We start from the raw sequence: 14893 nt of genomic DNA, 5'->3' as shown, positions 1-14893 counted from the left end.
GGCCGGAACCGAGGTGTTCCGGCCTCGCTCTGCGCCTATAGCGTGAAAAGCCCCACGGCGAGGACAATCTCGGCGGCGACGATGCCGGCGAGCACGCGCCGGCCGAGCAGCATATAGGCAGCAAAGCCCACGACCACCGCACCCATTCGCAGCACGATGGGCGCTGCCGCCAGCGCCCCGCTGGGAAATATGATCAGGTTTCCGATGACCGCCGCAACGAGCGCCGTTGCGATGGTGCGCACCAGCACCAGAATATCGGATTTTTCCGAAATGCGGCCACCCAGATATACGCCGAGGAACCGCCAGCTATCGGTCGCGAGCCAACCCGCGACAAGAATGAACAGGAACGGCCACCACCAGGCATCGACAGACTGAAAGGTCATGACAGCGCCCGCCTTCGCGACAATCGATGATAGGCATAGGCGCCCAGCCCGCCGCAAAGGCCGGCCGCCAGCAGGTCAAATCCCGGCCAGAGGGCGTGAAAGACCGGGCCGAGCACGAGCCCCATCACCATCGCGACATGCCCTGCCCGCTCCCGCGCCGAGCCCCACAGCGAGGTCAGGAAATACATCGGCGTCAGCAGAAAGAGAGCCGCCGAGACGAGCGGCGACATGTTTTCCGCCAGAAGGAACACACAGGCCACCACGGCCACGTTGACCAGCAGCAGCGTCGAGCCCAGTCCCGCATAGTAGGTAGTACGCATCTCACGCGGTATGCGGCTGAGCCGCTCCATGGCCAGAACCCAGGATGTGACCGCGACGAAATGGGACAGGAAGTAGAGCACCCATTTCGGCGTGCGCGGGCCCTTCAGTTCCGGCACCAGCGCCACCACCATCGGCGTGAGGCGGATGGAAGACAGCGCAACCGCCAGAGCGGCGGCAGGCAGCGAGGCCCCCGAAAGAATTGCGCCGATCAGCACCACCTTCGCCGGCAGCGCCCAGACGAAGCCAGTCATGAAAACGGCCTGGCCGAGCGTGAGGCCTGATTCCTTTGCAAGGCCCGCAAAGCCGATGAAGGCGCTGGCCAGGATGAGGCCGGGCACCGAAACCGCCGTCTGCACCCCGCGCAGATACCATCTGCCGCGCCCGGTCTGGGCGAGCACAATGTTCCGGGTTATGGGGGCAGATTCGTCGGACATCGAAGCGCTGATTAGCATGGGGCGAAAAACGGCACGACGCCAAAGTCTTATGCCAGCCGGGGAAGGATTGTCAGGAGACAACCGCGTCGATTCTTGAACGGGCGGAAAGTAGCCGCTAGCCTTCGACCGTCTAAAAAGGCGGACCGGTTTGGTTAGCCCGGTCGTTTCCTCGGGGAAGCTCTGGCTGGCGCGTCGCGCCAAGTCCCATGACGGAAACCGCGCCGCATGGTGCGCCGCGGAAACGTTAGGGATATGGTCATGCAACAGCAAATCTCAGTCATCACACTCGGCATCCGCGATCTTGCCCGCTCGCGCCGGTTCTACGTCGAGGGTTTTGGATGGAAACCGGTGTTCGAGAACGACGAAATCGTTTTCTACCAGATGAACGGCTTCATGCTCGGCACGTGGCTGGAAAGCGCGCTTGCCGCCGATATGGGGCGCAAGCCCATGCAGCCCGGCGCGTTTGCACTGGGCCACAACGTACCGCAGCGCAGCGACGTGCAGGCCGCCATAGACCGGCTGGTTACCAGCGGCGGCCGCCTGCTCAAGGCGCCGGTCGAACCGCCGCATGGCGGGTTCAGCGGCTATGTCGCCGATCCGGACGAGCATGCATGGGAGATAGCCTGGAACCCGGCCTGGGCGATCAGCGAGGCCGGTTTCGTAAGCTTCGGCGTATGAACCTAAAAAGACCGCCGGCCGCATCTTGCAGCCGGCGGTCCATTCACTAGCCGTGCGCCGTCAGATCAGCCCTTGCGGGGCAATTGCGGCACCAGGCTGCGCTTGTTTCCGTCGCGAGCCTTTGGCTTCTGCGCGACCGCCTTCTTGGCGGCCGCCTTCTTCGCCGCGGGCTTCTTGGCCGGGGCCTTGCGCGGTTCTTCCTTCTTCGGCTTGACCGGCACCTCGTCGGCGATGGTCTCGAGCTTCAGGCCGGTCTCGCCGCCTTCCTTCGTCTCGACCGTGACGCGAACCGTGCCGCCCTTCTTGAGCTTGCCGAACAGTACCTCCTCGGCAAGCGGCTTCTTGATGTGCTCCTGGATGACCCGGCCAAGCGGCCGCGCACCCATGCGCTCGTCGTAGCCCTTGTCGGCCAGCCAGGCGACGGCCTCGGGCGACAGGTCGAAAGTGACGCCACGCTCCGAAAGCTGTGCTTCCAGCTGGAGCACGAACTTCTGCACCACCTGATGCACCACCGGCACCGGCAGCGAGCCGAAGGGGATTATCGCGTCGAGACGGTTGCGGAACTCCGGCGAGAACAGCCGGTTGATCGCCTCCATGTCGTCGCCCTCGCGCTTGGACGAGCCGAAGCCGATTGCAGCCTTGGCCATGTCGGCCGCGCCCGCATTGGTCGTCATGATCAGGATGACGTTGCGGAAGTCGACCTGCTTGCCGTTATGATCGGTCAGCTTGCCGTGATCCATGACCTGCAACAGGATATTGAATAGGTCCGGATGGGCCTTCTCGACCTCATCGAGCAGCAGCACGCAGTGCGGATGCTGGTCGACGCCATCGGTCAGCAAACCGCCCTGGTCGAAGCCGACATAGCCGGGAGGCGCGCCAATGAGCCGCGAAACGGTATGGCGCTCCATGTATTCCGACATGTCGAAGCGGATCAGCTCCACGCCCAGTGACGAGGCGAGCTGCCGGGCAACCTCCGTCTTGCCGACGCCGGTGGGGCCGGAAAACAGATAGGAGCCGATCGGCTTCTCAGGCTCGCGCAGGCCCGCGCGTGCCAGCTTGATTGCCGAGGCAAGCGCGGTGATGGCGGTATCCTGGCCATAGACGACGCGGCGCAGCTCGCTTTCCAGATTGGCCAGCACCTGCTCGTCGTCGGCCGAAACCGTCTTGGGCGGAATGCGTGCCATGGTGGCGATGGTCGCTTCGATCTCCTTGATGCCGATCGTCTTCTTGCGGCGGCCTTCCGGCAGCAGCATCTGCGAAGCGCCAGTTTCGTCGATCACGTCGATCGCCTTGTCAGGCAGCTTGCGATCGCTGATGTAGCGCGCCGACAGTTCCACCGCCGCCTTGATGGCGTCGTTGGTGTATTTCACCTTGTGGAACTCTTCATAGTAGGGCTTCAGGCCCTTCATGATCTCGATCGCGTCGTCGACGGTCGGCTCCTTCACGTCGATCTTCTGGAAGCGCCGCACCAGCGCGCGGTCCTTCTCAAAGAACTGACGGAATTCCTTGTAAGTAGTTGAACCGATGCAACGAATCGCGCCGGACGACAGTGCCGGCTTGAGCAGGTTCGAGGCATCCATCGCACCGCCGGACGTAGCGCCCGCGCCGATGACGGTGTGGATCTCGTCGATAAACAGAACCGCACCCGGATACTCTTCCAGCTCCTTGACGACCTGCTTCAGCCGCTCCTCGAAATCGCCGCGATAACGGGTGCCGGCCAGCAGCGTGCCCATGTCGAGCGCGAAGATGGTCGCGTCGGCAAGGACGTCGGGAACGTCGCCCTCGACAATGCGCTTGGCCAGGCCCTCGGCGATGGCCGTCTTGCCGACGCCGGGATCGCCCACATAGAGCGGGTTGTTCTTGGAGCGGCGGCACAGCACCTGGATGGTGCGGTTGATCTCTTCCGCGCGACCGATCAGCGGATCGATCTTGCCGGCGCGGGCCTTCTTGTTCAGGTCCACGCAATAAGCGCTCAGCGCATCCTGTTGCTTCTTCTTGCCGCTGTCTTCCGAGGAATCATTGCCGTGCGAGCCGGTCTGATCATCCTCGGCGCCGCGCGGTGTACGGGTCTCGTTGGCGCCCGGGCGCTTGGCAATGCCGTGCGAAATGTAGTTGACCGCGTCGTAACGGGTCATCTGCTGTTCCTGCAGGAAATAGGCAGCGTGGCTTTCCCGCTCGGCGAAAATCGCAACCAGCACGTTGGCGCCCGAAACCTCTTCGCGGCCGGACGACTGCACGTGGATGACCGCGCGCTGGATAACGCGCTGGAATCCGGCCGTCGGCTTGGAATCCTCATCATAGCCGGTAACGAGATTATCCAGCTCGGTATCGATGTAATTGATGACGGTGCGCCGGAGCTCTTCGAGGTCCACGTTGCAGGCGCGCATGACCGCCGCCGCCTCGGCGTCGTCGATCAAGGCCAGCAGCAGATGCTCGAGCGTTGCGTATTCGTGATGACGCTCATTGGCAAAGGTGAGCGCCTGGTGAAGCGCCTTTTCGAGGCCCTGGGAGAAAGCCGGCATTCAAAACCTCATTTCTTCTCCATCACGCATTGCAGCGGATGTTGATTCTGTCGGGCAAAGTCCATGACCTGAGACACCTTGGTCTCTGCCACTTCGAACGTATAGACCCCGCACTCGCCCACGCCATGATTGTGAACATGCAACATGATGCGTGTGGCGGTTTCGCGATCCTTTTGGAAAAAGCGCTCCAAAATGTGAATCACGAACTCCATCGGAGTGTAGTCGTCGTTGAGGATCAAAACCCGATAGAGACTCGGCTTCTTGGTCTTGGCCTTTGTGCGTGTGATGACCGCCGTTCCCCTCCCGGGGGTGTTTCCTCCGTCACCGCCACTCTGCATACGCGCCATTCGCATTGTCATGGCGCCCCCGACGCTCTTCACAAGTTCCATGTCTTTCGCGAGTTCCTCACCCGAAAACGGAATGTAGGTAATCAATTTGAGATTTTAAGCTCTTCTGTGTGGGTGACAATATGCTTGCGGTCCGGGAAGCCGACGATTTCTCCCTTTCGTGATCCCCCAGGACCGAAACACGACAAAGCCCGGCTGCGCCACGCAACCGGGCTTGCAGCGGGGCGAAAACCCCGAAGCGTTTGACTAAACCTACTTCGTCTTGCTTACCATGGCCTCGAACGGCCCGTAAGCCTCCTTCGCGAGGTCTGCATAGAGCGAGCCGAGTTTGGTGGCTTCGCTGACGAACCCTTCATAGGCCTGCCGCGCATAGTCAACCTGGATCTCCAGCGCCTTTTCCAGCGAACCGGAGGTCATCACGCGCTCGAGCGTGGTGGCACCTGCATCGAACGACTTCTTGCCGTACTCGGTCGTCTCGACGGCAATGGCCTGGGCATTCTTGGAAACGGCAGCGAAGCTCTTCAGCCCGCTGTCGACGAACGATTTGCCGAATTTGTTGATCTCTTCGAATTGCAACATTTGCGCATTCCCTTTCCGCGTGTGCAGCTGGTGGTTTCGGCGCATGCTATTTTGCGTCGCAATAAACTTATTGTGCAGTGCACAAAAAGTCAATGCAATGCCGGGAGACCGGACCCACGCGGCCGCTGCCTCAATTCCTTCTAAAACTCGACTAAAAAGGTGAACGTCCCGGTTACCATAAACGGATTGGTAACGCAGTGGACCTACTGTCCCGCCAAGTGAGGCAGGACCCTTGCCGCCTCAAAGTGCAACAACAATCAAAGGGTGAAACAGTGCGTCAAGCGTTTGCCGGCGCTGCCTTCAGGCAGGCCTTCTCCGCACGATCCGCGATTGCAGGCCTTCTCGCCGTAGTCATCAGCCTCGCGATAGCCGCTCCAGCCGCCGCGCAAAGCAAGCAGAACCCCAGGTACGCCGCCCTTGTGGTGGACGCGAACACTGGCAAGACGCTGTTCTCGGCGAATGCGGATTCGCGCCGCTATCCGGCCTCCCTCACCAAGATGATGACGCTCTACCTGACGTTCGAGGCACTATCGCGCGGCAAGATCACCAAGGAGACGCGCGTTCCCTTCTCCGCCAAGGCTGCGGCGGAACCGCCCACCAAGCTCGGCGTCCGCGCCGGCGGATCGGTTTCGGTCGAATCCGCCATCCTCGCCCTTGTGACCAAATCCGCCAACGACGCGTCGACCGCCCTTGGCGAGATGCTCGGCGGTTCGGAAGAGAATTTTGCCCGCATGATGACCGCCAAGGCGCGCAGCCTCGGCATGAACGGAACGGTGTTCCGCAATGCGAACGGCCTGCCGAATTCGGGCCAGTTCACGACCGCGCGCGACATGGCCACGCTCGGCATCGCGCTGCGGGAGCACTTCCCGCAGTACTACGGCTATTTCTCGACGCGCTCCTTCACCTTCGGCCGCCAGGTCATGCCGAACCACAATCGGCTTCTCGGTCGCGTGAAGGGCGTGGACGGCATCAAGACCGGCTTTACCAACGCCTCCGGCTTCAATCTCGTCTCGTCGGTGACGGACGGAAACCGCCGCATCGTTGCGGTGGTGATGGGCGGTGCTAGCGGCGCAAGCCGCGACAAGCACATGACCGACCTGATCGCAAAGTATCTGCCGGCTGCCTCCAATGGCGGCAAGGCCGCTCCGCTGGTGGCAAAGGCTGGCAGCACCCAGTTCGACGCTGTCGGCAAGCTGCAGTTGCCGAAGCAGGATGCTCCGACGCCGGACATGCGCCCCGACACCGAAGCACTGGTGGCCGAGGCCGCGGTCGACATGGATGAAGCGCCGGCCGTGCCCTTCGAACAGGCCAAGGCAGAGCCAACGCCGGAAGAAGTCCCCGCCCCCACCCTGCAGGCCTATGCAGACCCGGCTCCGCGCCCGCAGGCGGCGCTTGAGGCAGCCGTTGCCGCCCCGCAGGTCGATCCGGTCAAGACCGCTTCCGTAGCCGCCCCTTCGGGCTGGGTGGTGCAGATCGCCTCTTCGCCTAGCCGCGCCGAGGCCGAAGCCATCCTGGAGAAGACGACCAAGGTGGCTCCCGGCCCGCTTCGCAAGGCTTCGCCGTTCACTGTCCCCTTCGAGAAGGGCGGCGTGACCTACTACCGCGCGCGCTTCGGCGGCTTCGGCTCCAAGGTTGCCGCCTGGGACGCCTGCGCCGCGCTGAAGAAGCAGAAGATCAGCTGCTACGCAGTACAGAACTAGCAGTCAGGCCTGAAACACTCCCGGTTGTATCCGCGTCGAAGGAGATCTAGTCGTGATTGGTGAGCAGAATGTCCTTGGCTTCGTTGATCCGCGCCGCCAGGAAAGACGAGCCTCCGACATCGGGATGCAGACGCTGCATCAATCGGCGATGCGCCTTGCGGACATCCGCCGGGGTGGCCCCCGCTTCAAGACCAAGGATCTGGTAGGCCTCCTCCTTAGTCATGGCGCCAGAACCTGGCGCAACACCATGCCGGTGACCACCACCAGGCTGCGCGTTTTCTCGCCAGATGGGAAACCGGCTATCAAGATAACTCTCTAGGAGCTGGCGGCTCTCGGAATCGCTATAAAGTTCCGAGTACAGCTCCAAAAGCGCGCTGAGGCCGAGCGAGGCGAGCTGCTTCTGCTCGTATCTTCCGGCAAGCACCAGCCCGTCCAGCCTGCCGGTTTCGTGATCCAGAACCATCTCCAGTGCGGCAGTGCGCACCGTGGAGCGGCCGGGCGGAGCCCTTTGGGGCCGAGTGCGACGCAGGCCGTTGGCATACCAGGCGGCCGCCGCAGACACGAGCATGCCGCCAACGCCGACGCGGCCGAGCAGAAGCAGGCCAACGCCCACAATCCCGACAAGCGCCGGGCCGGCGATGCGCAAACTGCGGGCAAGCGCAGAGGCATCTGTGCGAACGAACAGGGCGAGCACCAACAGCGCAATCGCCGCAGTTCCCAGCAGCCCGAGCAAGACACTCATGGCCGGCCACCTGCGCGCAACTGGCTTAGAAGCAGCCGATCCTCGCTGCTGCCGCGCGCTTCAAGCGCCTTCAACCCGCCCGTGGCGTAGACTGCAATGGCCGACAGGAGCTTTGCCAGGTTGGCAGCCGATGTTCGGTCGAAGCGGAACCAGGCACCGCCGGAAAGCCGGGCGATTTCCTTGAAAGCAGCCTCGGTGAGATGGTCCTGCCCTTCCTGGAACAGAAATACCGGCACGCCATGAAGGCCTAGCTGCCCGGCCTTCACCGAAAGCGAATCGACATCTTCCTCCATCGCATCGCCGATATAGACCAGCGCTTCAACCTTGCCCCGGGATGTCTCTTTCAGGGCATGCGACAACACCTTGCCGATCTGCGTGTGCCCACCGCGGCATTCGAGCCCAGTCATCAGACGCTTCAGGGAGGCGGTGTCGGCCACGAATTTGGAGGCGCGGCATTCGCCCAGCCCGCGAAAATAGACAAGCTGGACATTGAGCGCACCGGCTTTGCCAACGGCATCGAACATCTCGCCCTGCAATGCGCAGGCGAGATCCCAGGTAGGCTGGCGGCTCATCGTCGCGTCCAGCGCTAAAATGAGACGGCCGGAGCCCGTTCCCGTGGCCGCGAGCTCCCTCGCCTTGTTGACGAAGGCCGAGATATCCTGCGCGCTGGAGCGCGGGCCGGAGGAAACGGCGCCGCTGCTGCCTTTCGGGGCTGGTGGCTTCTGCTCGCTCATGCGCATGAAGATGTAGCGGCGCCGGCAAGCTTGCAAGGCCGGAGCGAGCTGGTTGGCTGCCGGAGCTAGAGAAGCCCTAGCTCCGCAAGCTCCTGCCTGAGTTTCGCCGGCATCTCCGCCAGACCGGCCTGACCGGCGCCAAGATCGGCCGGAGCGTCAGGGGCCTTGAGATAACGCCAGCCCTGGAAGGCGCGGCGCGGCTGCCAACCGGTGCGCACCACCGCCGGATCGAGCACCAGGTGGCAGCGCGAAATCCCCTCGTCGTCGACGAAAGGCCGGATATCCACCAGCCGCTGGCGGCACTGGACGCTGCCCTTGATGACCCAATAGAGCGAGCCGCCGTCGAGGAGCTCGTCGCGCCGTGTCGGGACCATTCGGGTCGTATGGTACTGTTCGACCGGTTCGCCCGCACGCCGGCGCTCGTCGAGCCGGAAGGCTATCCACTCTTCCAGGTCTTCGACGCTGTCGCAGCCGACGCAGAGTTTTATGAGGTTCAGGGCCATGGGGATGGTTTAGCGCGGGCGGTGGCGGGGTCAACGCGTCAGGCGACGTTTGTCCACAAAGCTGCCGCCCGGGCTTTCGTCAGGTCGAGCGGATCAGCATTCCACGACGTTGACGGCAAGACCGCCCAGGCTTGTCTCCTTGTAACGCTCGTTCATGTCCATGCCGGTCTGGCGCATGGTTTCGATGGCCGCGTCCAGCGGCACGAAATGCGTGCCGTCGCCCTTGATGGCCAGCGATGCCGCCGTGACCGCCTTCACCGCGCCCAGCGCGTTGCGCTCGATGCAGGGCACCTGCACGAGGCCGCCTACGGGATCGCACGTCATGCCGAGGTGGTGCTCCAGCGCAATCTCGGCGGCGTTTTCCACCTGCTCCGGCGTGCCGCCCATGACGGCGCAAAGCCCCGCCGCAGCCATGGCGGAAGCCGAGCCGACCTCGCCCTGGCAGCCAACCTCGGCGCCCGAAATCGAGGCGTTGGTCTTGATGATGCCGCCCACGGCCGCAGCCGTCAGCAGGAAGTCGCGGATGCTGGCCTGGTCGGCCTCGGGGTGGAAGTGCAGCCAATAGCGCAGCACCGCAGGCAACGTGCCTGCCGCGCCATTGGTGGGGGCCGTGACGACACGGCCGCCGGCCGCATTCTCCTCGTTGACCGCCATCGCGTAGACCGACAGCCAGTCGTTGGCCAGCAGCGGGTTGGGCTTGTTGTGGCGCCAGTCTTCCTGCAGCTTGTCGTGCAACTGGCGCGCCCGGCGGCGCACCTTCAGCCCACCCGGCATGATGCCTTCCTGCGACAGGCCGCGGTCGATGCAGCCCTTCATTGCCGCCCAGATGCGGTCGAGGCCGGCATCGAGCTCGTCGCGCGACATGTGCATTTCTTCGTTGGCGCGCTTCATCTCGGCGATGGACAGGCCGCTCTGCGCCGCCATGGCCAGCATCTCCACTGCATTGCGGAACGGGTGCGGCACCTGCACCGAGGAAGGCTGTTCACCAGTGGTCTTGAGGCGCTGCAGTTCCTCTTCCGAAACCACGAAGCCGCCGCCGATCGAATAGTAGATGCGCTTGAGCAGCAGGTGGTCGTCGCTGTCATAGGCGTAGAATGCCATGCCATTGGCGTGGCCGAGCAGCGGGGTCTTCTTGTCGAGCACGAGGTCAACGGCAGGGTCGAAGCGGTAGGACGGATGGCCGGGCGGCGTGACCTGCTTTTCCTGCGCGACCTTTTCGATGACAGTGTCGGAAAGGTCGGGATCGACCGTGGTCGGGATCAGCCCCGTCAGCCCAAGAATGACGGCCCGGTCGGTGCCGTGGCCGACACCGGTGTAGGCGAGCGAGCCGTGCAGGCTGGCGGCCACGCGGTCCACCTTTGCGCCCGCAGGACGCGGCCATTCATTGCCAAGCAGCTCGTCCAGGAAACGCGATGCCGCCGTCATCGGCCCCATCGTGTGGGAGCTGGACGGGCCGATGCCGATCTTGAAGAGGTCGAATACCGAGAGGAACACGGGCGGCAAGTCTCCATCAACGGGCGCGCAAGGCAGGGACGCTTGCGTCCAAATATAGGGATGTTTGGGCGGTTTTATGAGGCAAAGCTTGGCGTTCCCCGACTTCGTCTGCTTCGCAAACGACATGCGGCAAGACCGCCTCAAACGAAAAGAGACGCGAAAAACGCGTCTCTTGGTACCTCCGGATTATGTCTCAGCGCGCCCCCAGTACAGCGGCCGTTTCGGCCCCGCTCATGAGCCAGGCAAGCAGGATGATCACCGCAAACCCGATCACTGCCTTGGCGGTTACGCCCCAGCAGGATTTCTGAACGCTTTCGTCCATGATGTCCTTGTCTATCCTTAAGAAACAGTGCGAGCGCAACTTCGCAGGTTGCCTTGTTCATTTCTCGCACAAGGCTTCTGGATACCCCTTCGGCGTGAAGTCCGCAACCGAAAAAGGCGAAAGCAAGGCAGGCGCCAGGTAGCGCATGGCGGGGTGATGGTTGGCACCCGGGGAAAACCGGGCGCTTGCTCTCAATCTGCAATTAAGAAAAGAGCAAGCTGTTCGGCGAAATTATGGCTTCCGTTCTTCGCTGCGGGCGGTAGCCGATCATGCCGGTCGTGATATGTTTTTGGGCATGCTCGATTCCCTTCAGCTGACCATTGCCGACCTTGGTGCCGTGGCGTTCTTCCTCGCCGTCTGGCTCGTTCACACGCTGGCCACCGCAGGCCGGCTGGTGAGCCGTGTTTCGCTGACCACGGCGATGAATGCCCAGCGTGCGGCCTGGATGCAGACCATGGCGCGGCGGGAACTGCGCATGATCGACACCAGCATCATGGTGGGGCTGCAGCAGGGCACTGCCTTCTTTGCCTCCAGCTCGCTGATTGCGGTGGGCGGCTGCTTTGCCTTGCTCGGCGCGTCCGACCACGTGATTTCGGTGCTGACCGACCTGCCACTGGCCGACGGGCTGTCACGGCCGTCATTCGAGATCAAGATCCTCGGGCTGATCGTGATCCTGGCTTTCGCCTTCTTCAAGTTCGGGTGGTCCTACCGGTTGTTCAACTACTGCTCGATCCTGGTCGGCGCCGTGCCGATGGTGCACGAGAGCGGGATCCACAGCCCTGCCCTGCAGATTGCCGTGGACCGCGCAACGCAGATGAACGTCCTTGCCGGCAAGCATTTCAACTCCGGCCTGCGCGCGATCTTCTTTTCGCTGGGATATCTGGGTTGGTTCGTCAGTCCGGCCGTCTTCGTGGCCACGACGATCATCCTGTTTGCGGTGCTGCTGCGCCGGCAGTTCTTTTCGGCGGCGCGGCTGGCCGTGCTGGAGCCGGATCAGGCCGGGCCGGGGAACGGCGTGTCGATCCGCCCCGAAAGCCAGTAGGCCAGAAGCCCGATCCACTCGCGAATGGCCACCGAGGTGTTCTGCAGGGAATCCTGCGGATTGTCGCGCATCAGGCCGACGCCTTCGCGCCCCGAGGTGCGATAGTCGACCGGCCACGGCAGCACCTCGAAATCTGCCTTGCGGAACAGGGCCATCGACCGCGGCATGTGGAATGCCGAGGTGACCAGCAACCACGTCTCGCCGGGCTTGGGCGACACCAGTTGCTTGGTGAAGACAGCGTTTTCGTAGGTGTCGCGCGACTTGTTTTCGAGCACCATGCGCTCGCGGTCCACGCCAAGGGCGGAAAGCAGCCGCTCGGCGGTGTCCGCATCGCCCTCGCCATCAAGGATGAGCGATCCCGTGCCGCCGGAAACGACGATGCGCGCGTCCGGATATCGCCGCGCCAGCACGGCCGTCTCCACGAAGCGGTCGCCGGCGCTGTTCAGCTCATAGCCGCCGCGCGCTAGGTTGATGGCGCCTTCGAGGCCGCCGCCGAGCACGACGATGCCGTCGACCTTTTCAGGCGTGGCGGGGCGCTGGAAACGCTCCTCGAGCGGGGTCAGCATGATCGCGCCGAGCGATGTCCAGGTCGCGAGCGCCAGGATCAGGAAGCCTGAAACGCAGCCCGCGATCGACAGGCGCCGCCAGCCGGCCAGCAGCGCGACGACGCCCACCAGAAGCAGGAACAACGACAGGTTCAAGGGCTGGATGAAAAACCAGAACACCTTGGACAGGACAAAGAACATGCCGCCGCCTCAAGCCGGATGACGCTGAACGCTTACCACCACTTCTCCGGCTCGAACCGCCCGGCCGCCTGTTCGATGACATGCGCGGTCTGGAACAGCGTCTCTTCGTCGAAGGGGCGGCCGATGAGCTGGAGCCCAAGCGGCAGGCCGTTGGCGTCGACACCCGCCGGAACGGCAATGCCGGGCAGGCCGGCCATGTTCACCGTCACCGTGAAGACGTCGTTGAGGTACATCTTTACCGGATCGCTGGCCATCTCCTGATCGGCGACGCCGAAGGCGGCCGACGGGGTAGCCGGCGTCAGGATGACGTCGATGCCGGCTGCGAAGGCATCCTCGAAATCCTTCTTGATCAGCGTGCGAACCTTCTGCGCCTGCAGGTAATAGGCGTCGTAGTACCCAGCCGAGAGCACGTAGGTGCCGATCATGATGCGGCGCTTGACCTCGCGGCCGAAACCGGCGGCGCGGGTGTTCTCGTACATCTCGATGATGTCCTTGCCCGGCACGCGCAGGCCATAGCGGACGCCGTCATAGCGCGCGAGGTTGGACGAGGCTTCGGCCGGCGCGACGATGTAGTAGGCCGGCAGGGCGTATTTCGTGTGCGGCAGGGAAATGTCGACGATCTCGGCGCCGGCTTCCTTCAGCCAGGCAATGCCCTTCTGCCATAGGGACTCGATCTCGGCCGGCATGCCGTCGACGCGGTATTCCTTCGGAATGCCGATTTTCATGCCCTTGACCGAACGGCCGATCGCCGCTTCATAGTCCGGCACCGGCATGTCGACGGAAGTGGTGTCCTTCGCGTCGACCGAAGCCATGGACTTGAGCAGGATCGCGGAATCGCGCACGTCGCGGGCAATAGGGCCTGCCTGGTCGAGCGAGGAGGCGAAAGCGACGACGCCCCAGCGCGAGACGCGCCCATAGGTCGGCTTGATGCCGACCGTGCCGGTGAAGGCTGCCGGCTGACGGATCGAGCCGCCGGTGTCGGTCGCGGTGGCACCTGCGCACAGCCAGGCGGAAACCGCCGTCGCCGAACCGCCAGAGGAGCCGCCCGGCACCAGCTGCTTGTTCGAGCCGGACGCGCGCCACGGATTGATCACCGGGCCGTAGTAGGAGGTTTCGTTGGACGAGCCCATGGCAAACTCGTCCATGTTCAGCTTGCCCAGCATGACGGCGCCGTCCGCCCACAGATTGGAGGTGACGGTCGACTCGTAGCGCGGCTTGAAATTGTCCAGGATATGGCTGCAGGCCTGCGTGTGCGCGCCTTCGGTGGCGAACAGGTCCTTGATGCCGAGCGGGATGCCTTCGAGCGCACCGCCCTCGCCCTTGGCAAGCTTCTCGTCGGAAGCCTTGGCCATGTCGCGCGCCCGGTCGTGCGTTACGGCGACATAGGCGTTGAGGGTGCCGTTGGCCGCATCGATCGCGTCGAGATAGGCGTCGGTGAGTTCGCCTGCCTTGATCTCCTTGGAGCGGAGCTTGGCGCGGGCCTCGGAAATGGTCAGTCTGGTCAGGTCGCTCATCGTCATTCAGCCTGCAAATTCTTTTCGTAAAACACCGACCATTCCGAATCCGGATAGTCGAGCACCGGCCCGCAGCGCGTGAAGCCGGCGCGCTCATAGACGGCCCAGGCGGCCGGGTGCCGGTCGCCGGTTTCGAGAACCAGCCGGCCCAGTCCCTCTTCCCGTGCCAGCGCTTCGATGCGCCCGACGATCTCGAGGCCGATACGACGGCCGCGATGCGCAGGGCGCGTGTACATGCGCTTGACCTCGCCCATCGCGCCGCCGTGGCGCTTCAGAGCACCGCAGGCCACCGCCTCGCCATCGTCGCGGGCGATGAACACCGTGGTTTCGGCGCCGGCCATCTCCTCCGCCGTCATGTGGTAGCAGAATTCCGGCGGCGTCAATTCAAGCAAGGCGGCATTGAGTTCGGCGATCAGGCCGCGCACATCGTCCTGCAACGGGCTTTCGGTCGCGATCTCGATTGCCACGCAGCGTTACTCCACCACCTTCGGCACCAGGAAGAAGTTCTCGTCGGTCACCGGCGCATTGGCGACGACATCCGCCGCCTTGCTGCCGTCGGTGACGACGTCGTCGCGCATCCTCATCGCCATCGGCATGACCGAGGTCATCGGCTCGACGCCGGAAACGTCGACCTCGTTCAGTTGCTCGACGAAGCCGAGAATGGCGTTCAGTTCGCCGGTCATGCGCTCGGCATCCTCTTCGGACACGGCGATGCGGGCGAGATGCGCGACGCGCTTTACGGTGGCTATATCAACGGACATTCGGGATTCTCCGGAAAACCGGGCTGGTTATCGTGTCCGGGCTATAGCGGCGCCCGGCGCGGCGCGCAACA

At 63.5% G+C, this 14893-nt stretch carries 17 protein-coding genes; 3 read left to right on the top strand and 14 right to left on the bottom strand.

The window, feature by feature from the left end:
* Window positions 1-35: 35 nt before the first annotated feature.
* Both ABLE86_RS13825 and ABLE86_RS13820 read right to left on the bottom strand, forming a co-directional pair.
* Window positions 36-383: an AzlD domain-containing protein gene (locus ABLE86_RS13825; protein WP_348779532.1), complete on the bottom strand. Its 348-nt coding sequence runs from the start codon at window positions 381-383 to the stop codon at window positions 36-38.
* Window positions 380-1102 (bottom strand): AzlC family ABC transporter permease, encoded by a 723-nt coding sequence (locus ABLE86_RS13820; RefSeq protein WP_348779531.1) that lies wholly within the window; start codon window positions 1100-1102, stop codon window positions 380-382. Before ABLE86_RS13820 ends, ABLE86_RS13825 begins: the two co-directional genes overlap by 4 nt.
* A 294-nt stretch (window positions 1103-1396) precedes the next feature.
* On the opposite strand from ABLE86_RS13820, the gene ABLE86_RS13815 reads away from it, so the two are divergent.
* Window positions 1397-1816: a VOC family protein gene (locus tag ABLE86_RS13815; protein WP_348779530.1), complete on the top strand. Its 420-nt coding sequence runs from the start codon at window positions 1397-1399 to the stop codon at window positions 1814-1816.
* Between the two features lie 65 nt (window positions 1817-1881).
* On the opposite strand, the gene clpA is transcribed toward ABLE86_RS13815, so the two are convergent.
* From clpA to ABLE86_RS13800, 3 genes are all read right to left on the bottom strand, one after another.
* A complete protein-coding gene (gene clpA / locus ABLE86_RS13810; protein WP_348779529.1) occupies window positions 1882-4338 on the bottom strand; it encodes an ATP-dependent Clp protease ATP-binding subunit ClpA in 2457 nt (818 codons plus the stop codon).
* Between the two features lie 8 nt (window positions 4339-4346).
* Window positions 4347-4676, bottom strand: coding sequence for an ATP-dependent Clp protease adapter ClpS (gene clpS / locus ABLE86_RS13805; protein WP_348779630.1), 330 nt, complete (start codon window positions 4674-4676; stop codon window positions 4347-4349).
* Between the two features lie 261 nt (window positions 4677-4937).
* Window positions 4938-5264, bottom strand: coding sequence for a phasin family protein (locus tag ABLE86_RS13800; protein ID WP_348779528.1), 327 nt, complete (start codon window positions 5262-5264; stop codon window positions 4938-4940).
* A gap of 272 nt (window positions 5265-5536) precedes the next feature.
* Here ABLE86_RS13800 and ABLE86_RS13795 point away from each other — a divergent pair, with 272 nt between their 5' ends.
* Complete coding sequence (locus ABLE86_RS13795) at window positions 5537-6964, top strand: D-alanyl-D-alanine carboxypeptidase family protein (protein ID WP_348779527.1); 1428 nt, start codon at window positions 5537-5539, stop codon at window positions 6962-6964.
* A gap of 46 nt (window positions 6965-7010) precedes the next feature.
* Here the strand turns inward: ABLE86_RS13795 and ABLE86_RS13790 are convergent, their stop codons facing one another.
* The 5 genes from ABLE86_RS13790 to ABLE86_RS13770 all read right to left on the bottom strand — a co-directional run bounded on the left by ABLE86_RS13790 (window position 7011) and on the right by ABLE86_RS13770 (window position 10759).
* Window positions 7011-7706, bottom strand: a complete 696-nt coding sequence (locus ABLE86_RS13790) for a DnaJ domain-containing protein (RefSeq protein ID WP_348779526.1) — start codon at window positions 7704-7706, stop codon at window positions 7011-7013.
* Entirely contained in the window at window positions 7703-8440 is a 738-nt protein-coding gene (locus ABLE86_RS13785; protein WP_348779525.1) for a VWA domain-containing protein, read from the bottom strand. Before ABLE86_RS13785 ends, ABLE86_RS13790 begins: the two co-directional genes overlap by 4 nt.
* Before the next feature lie 65 nt (window positions 8441-8505).
* Complete coding sequence (locus tag ABLE86_RS13780) at window positions 8506-8943, bottom strand: DUF1489 family protein (RefSeq protein WP_348779524.1); 438 nt, start codon at window positions 8941-8943, stop codon at window positions 8506-8508.
* A 93-nt stretch (window positions 8944-9036) separates the two neighbouring features.
* Window positions 9037-10437: an L-serine ammonia-lyase gene (locus tag ABLE86_RS13775; protein ID WP_348779523.1), complete on the bottom strand. Its 1401-nt coding sequence runs from the start codon at window positions 10435-10437 to the stop codon at window positions 9037-9039.
* Window positions 10438-10630: 193 nt separating this feature from the next.
* Complete coding sequence (locus ABLE86_RS13770; RefSeq protein ID WP_348779522.1) at window positions 10631-10759, bottom strand: hypothetical protein; 129 nt, start codon at window positions 10757-10759, stop codon at window positions 10631-10633.
* Window positions 10760-11054: 295 nt separating this feature from the next.
* Here ABLE86_RS13770 and ABLE86_RS13765 point away from each other — a divergent pair, with 295 nt between their 5' ends.
* A complete protein-coding gene (locus tag ABLE86_RS13765; protein WP_348779521.1) occupies window positions 11055-11801 on the top strand; it encodes a DUF599 family protein in 747 nt (248 codons plus the stop codon).
* Here ABLE86_RS13765 and ABLE86_RS13760 read toward each other — a convergent pair.
* From ABLE86_RS13760 to gatC, 4 genes are read right to left on the bottom strand one after another with little or no spacing between them, the layout of a single operon-like run.
* A complete protein-coding gene (locus tag ABLE86_RS13760; protein WP_348779520.1) occupies window positions 11753-12547 on the bottom strand; it encodes a YdcF family protein in 795 nt (264 codons plus the stop codon). The two genes, ABLE86_RS13765 and ABLE86_RS13760, sit on opposite strands and share 49 nt — an antisense overlap.
* Before the next feature lie 32 nt (window positions 12548-12579).
* Complete coding sequence (gene gatA / locus ABLE86_RS13755; RefSeq protein ID WP_348779519.1) at window positions 12580-14061, bottom strand: Asp-tRNA(Asn)/Glu-tRNA(Gln) amidotransferase subunit GatA; 1482 nt, start codon at window positions 14059-14061, stop codon at window positions 12580-12582.
* A gap of 2 nt (window positions 14062-14063) precedes the next feature.
* Entirely contained in the window at window positions 14064-14528 is a 465-nt protein-coding gene (locus ABLE86_RS13750) for a GNAT family N-acetyltransferase (RefSeq protein WP_348779518.1), read from the bottom strand.
* Between the two features lie 6 nt (window positions 14529-14534).
* Window positions 14535-14822 (bottom strand): Asp-tRNA(Asn)/Glu-tRNA(Gln) amidotransferase subunit GatC, encoded by a 288-nt coding sequence (gatC, locus tag ABLE86_RS13745; RefSeq protein WP_348779517.1) that lies wholly within the window; start codon window positions 14820-14822, stop codon window positions 14535-14537.
* Between the last annotated feature and the right edge of the window lie 71 nt (window positions 14823-14893).

The sequence above is a fragment of the Mesorhizobium sp. KR2-14 genome (assembly GCF_040049255.1).
Classification (GTDB): Bacteria; Pseudomonadota; Alphaproteobacteria; order Rhizobiales; family Rhizobiaceae; genus Pseudaminobacter.
This window is presented reverse-complemented; position numbering and strand designations above follow the sequence as displayed.

What these genes read in the sequence shown, in the direction of transcription:
- ABLE86_RS13800 (WP_348779528.1), bottom strand. Translation starts at nt 5,264, where the DNA reads ATGTTGCAATTCGAAGAGATCAACAAATTCGGCAAATCGTTCGTCGAC.
- ABLE86_RS13780 (WP_348779524.1), bottom strand. Translation starts at nt 8,943, where the DNA reads ATGGCCCTGAACCTCATAAAACTCTGCGTCGGCTGCGACAGCGTCGAA.
- gatA (WP_348779519.1), bottom strand. Translation starts at nt 14,061, where the DNA reads ATGAGCGACCTGACCAGACTGACCATTTCCGAGGCCCGCGCCAAGCTC.
- ABLE86_RS13825 (WP_348779532.1), bottom strand. Translation starts at nt 383, where the DNA reads ATGACCTTTCAGTCTGTCGATGCCTGGTGGTGGCCGTTCCTGTTCATT.
- ABLE86_RS13815 (WP_348779530.1), top strand. Translation starts at nt 1,397, where the DNA reads ATGCAACAGCAAATCTCAGTCATCACACTCGGCATCCGCGATCTTGCC.
- ABLE86_RS13790 (WP_348779526.1), bottom strand. Translation starts at nt 7,706, where the DNA reads ATGAGTGTCTTGCTCGGGCTGCTGGGAACTGCGGCGATTGCGCTGTTG.
- ABLE86_RS13765 (WP_348779521.1), top strand. Translation starts at nt 11,055, where the DNA reads ATGCTCGATTCCCTTCAGCTGACCATTGCCGACCTTGGTGCCGTGGCG.
- ABLE86_RS13760 (WP_348779520.1), bottom strand. Translation starts at nt 12,547, where the DNA reads ATGTTCTTTGTCCTGTCCAAGGTGTTCTGGTTTTTCATCCAGCCCTTG.
- ABLE86_RS13770 (WP_348779522.1), bottom strand. Translation starts at nt 10,759, where the DNA reads ATGGACGAAAGCGTTCAGAAATCCTGCTGGGGCGTAACCGCCAAGGCA.
- ABLE86_RS13785 (WP_348779525.1), bottom strand. Translation starts at nt 8,440, where the DNA reads ATGAGCGAGCAGAAGCCACCAGCCCCGAAAGGCAGCAGCGGCGCCGTT.
- clpA (WP_348779529.1), bottom strand. Translation starts at nt 4,338, where the DNA reads ATGCCGGCTTTCTCCCAGGGCCTCGAAAAGGCGCTTCACCAGGCGCTC.
- clpS (WP_348779630.1), bottom strand. Translation starts at nt 4,676, where the DNA reads ATGCAGAGTGGCGGTGACGGAGGAAACACCCCCGGGAGGGGAACGGCG.
- gatC (WP_348779517.1), bottom strand. Translation starts at nt 14,822, where the DNA reads ATGTCCGTTGATATAGCCACCGTAAAGCGCGTCGCGCATCTCGCCCGC.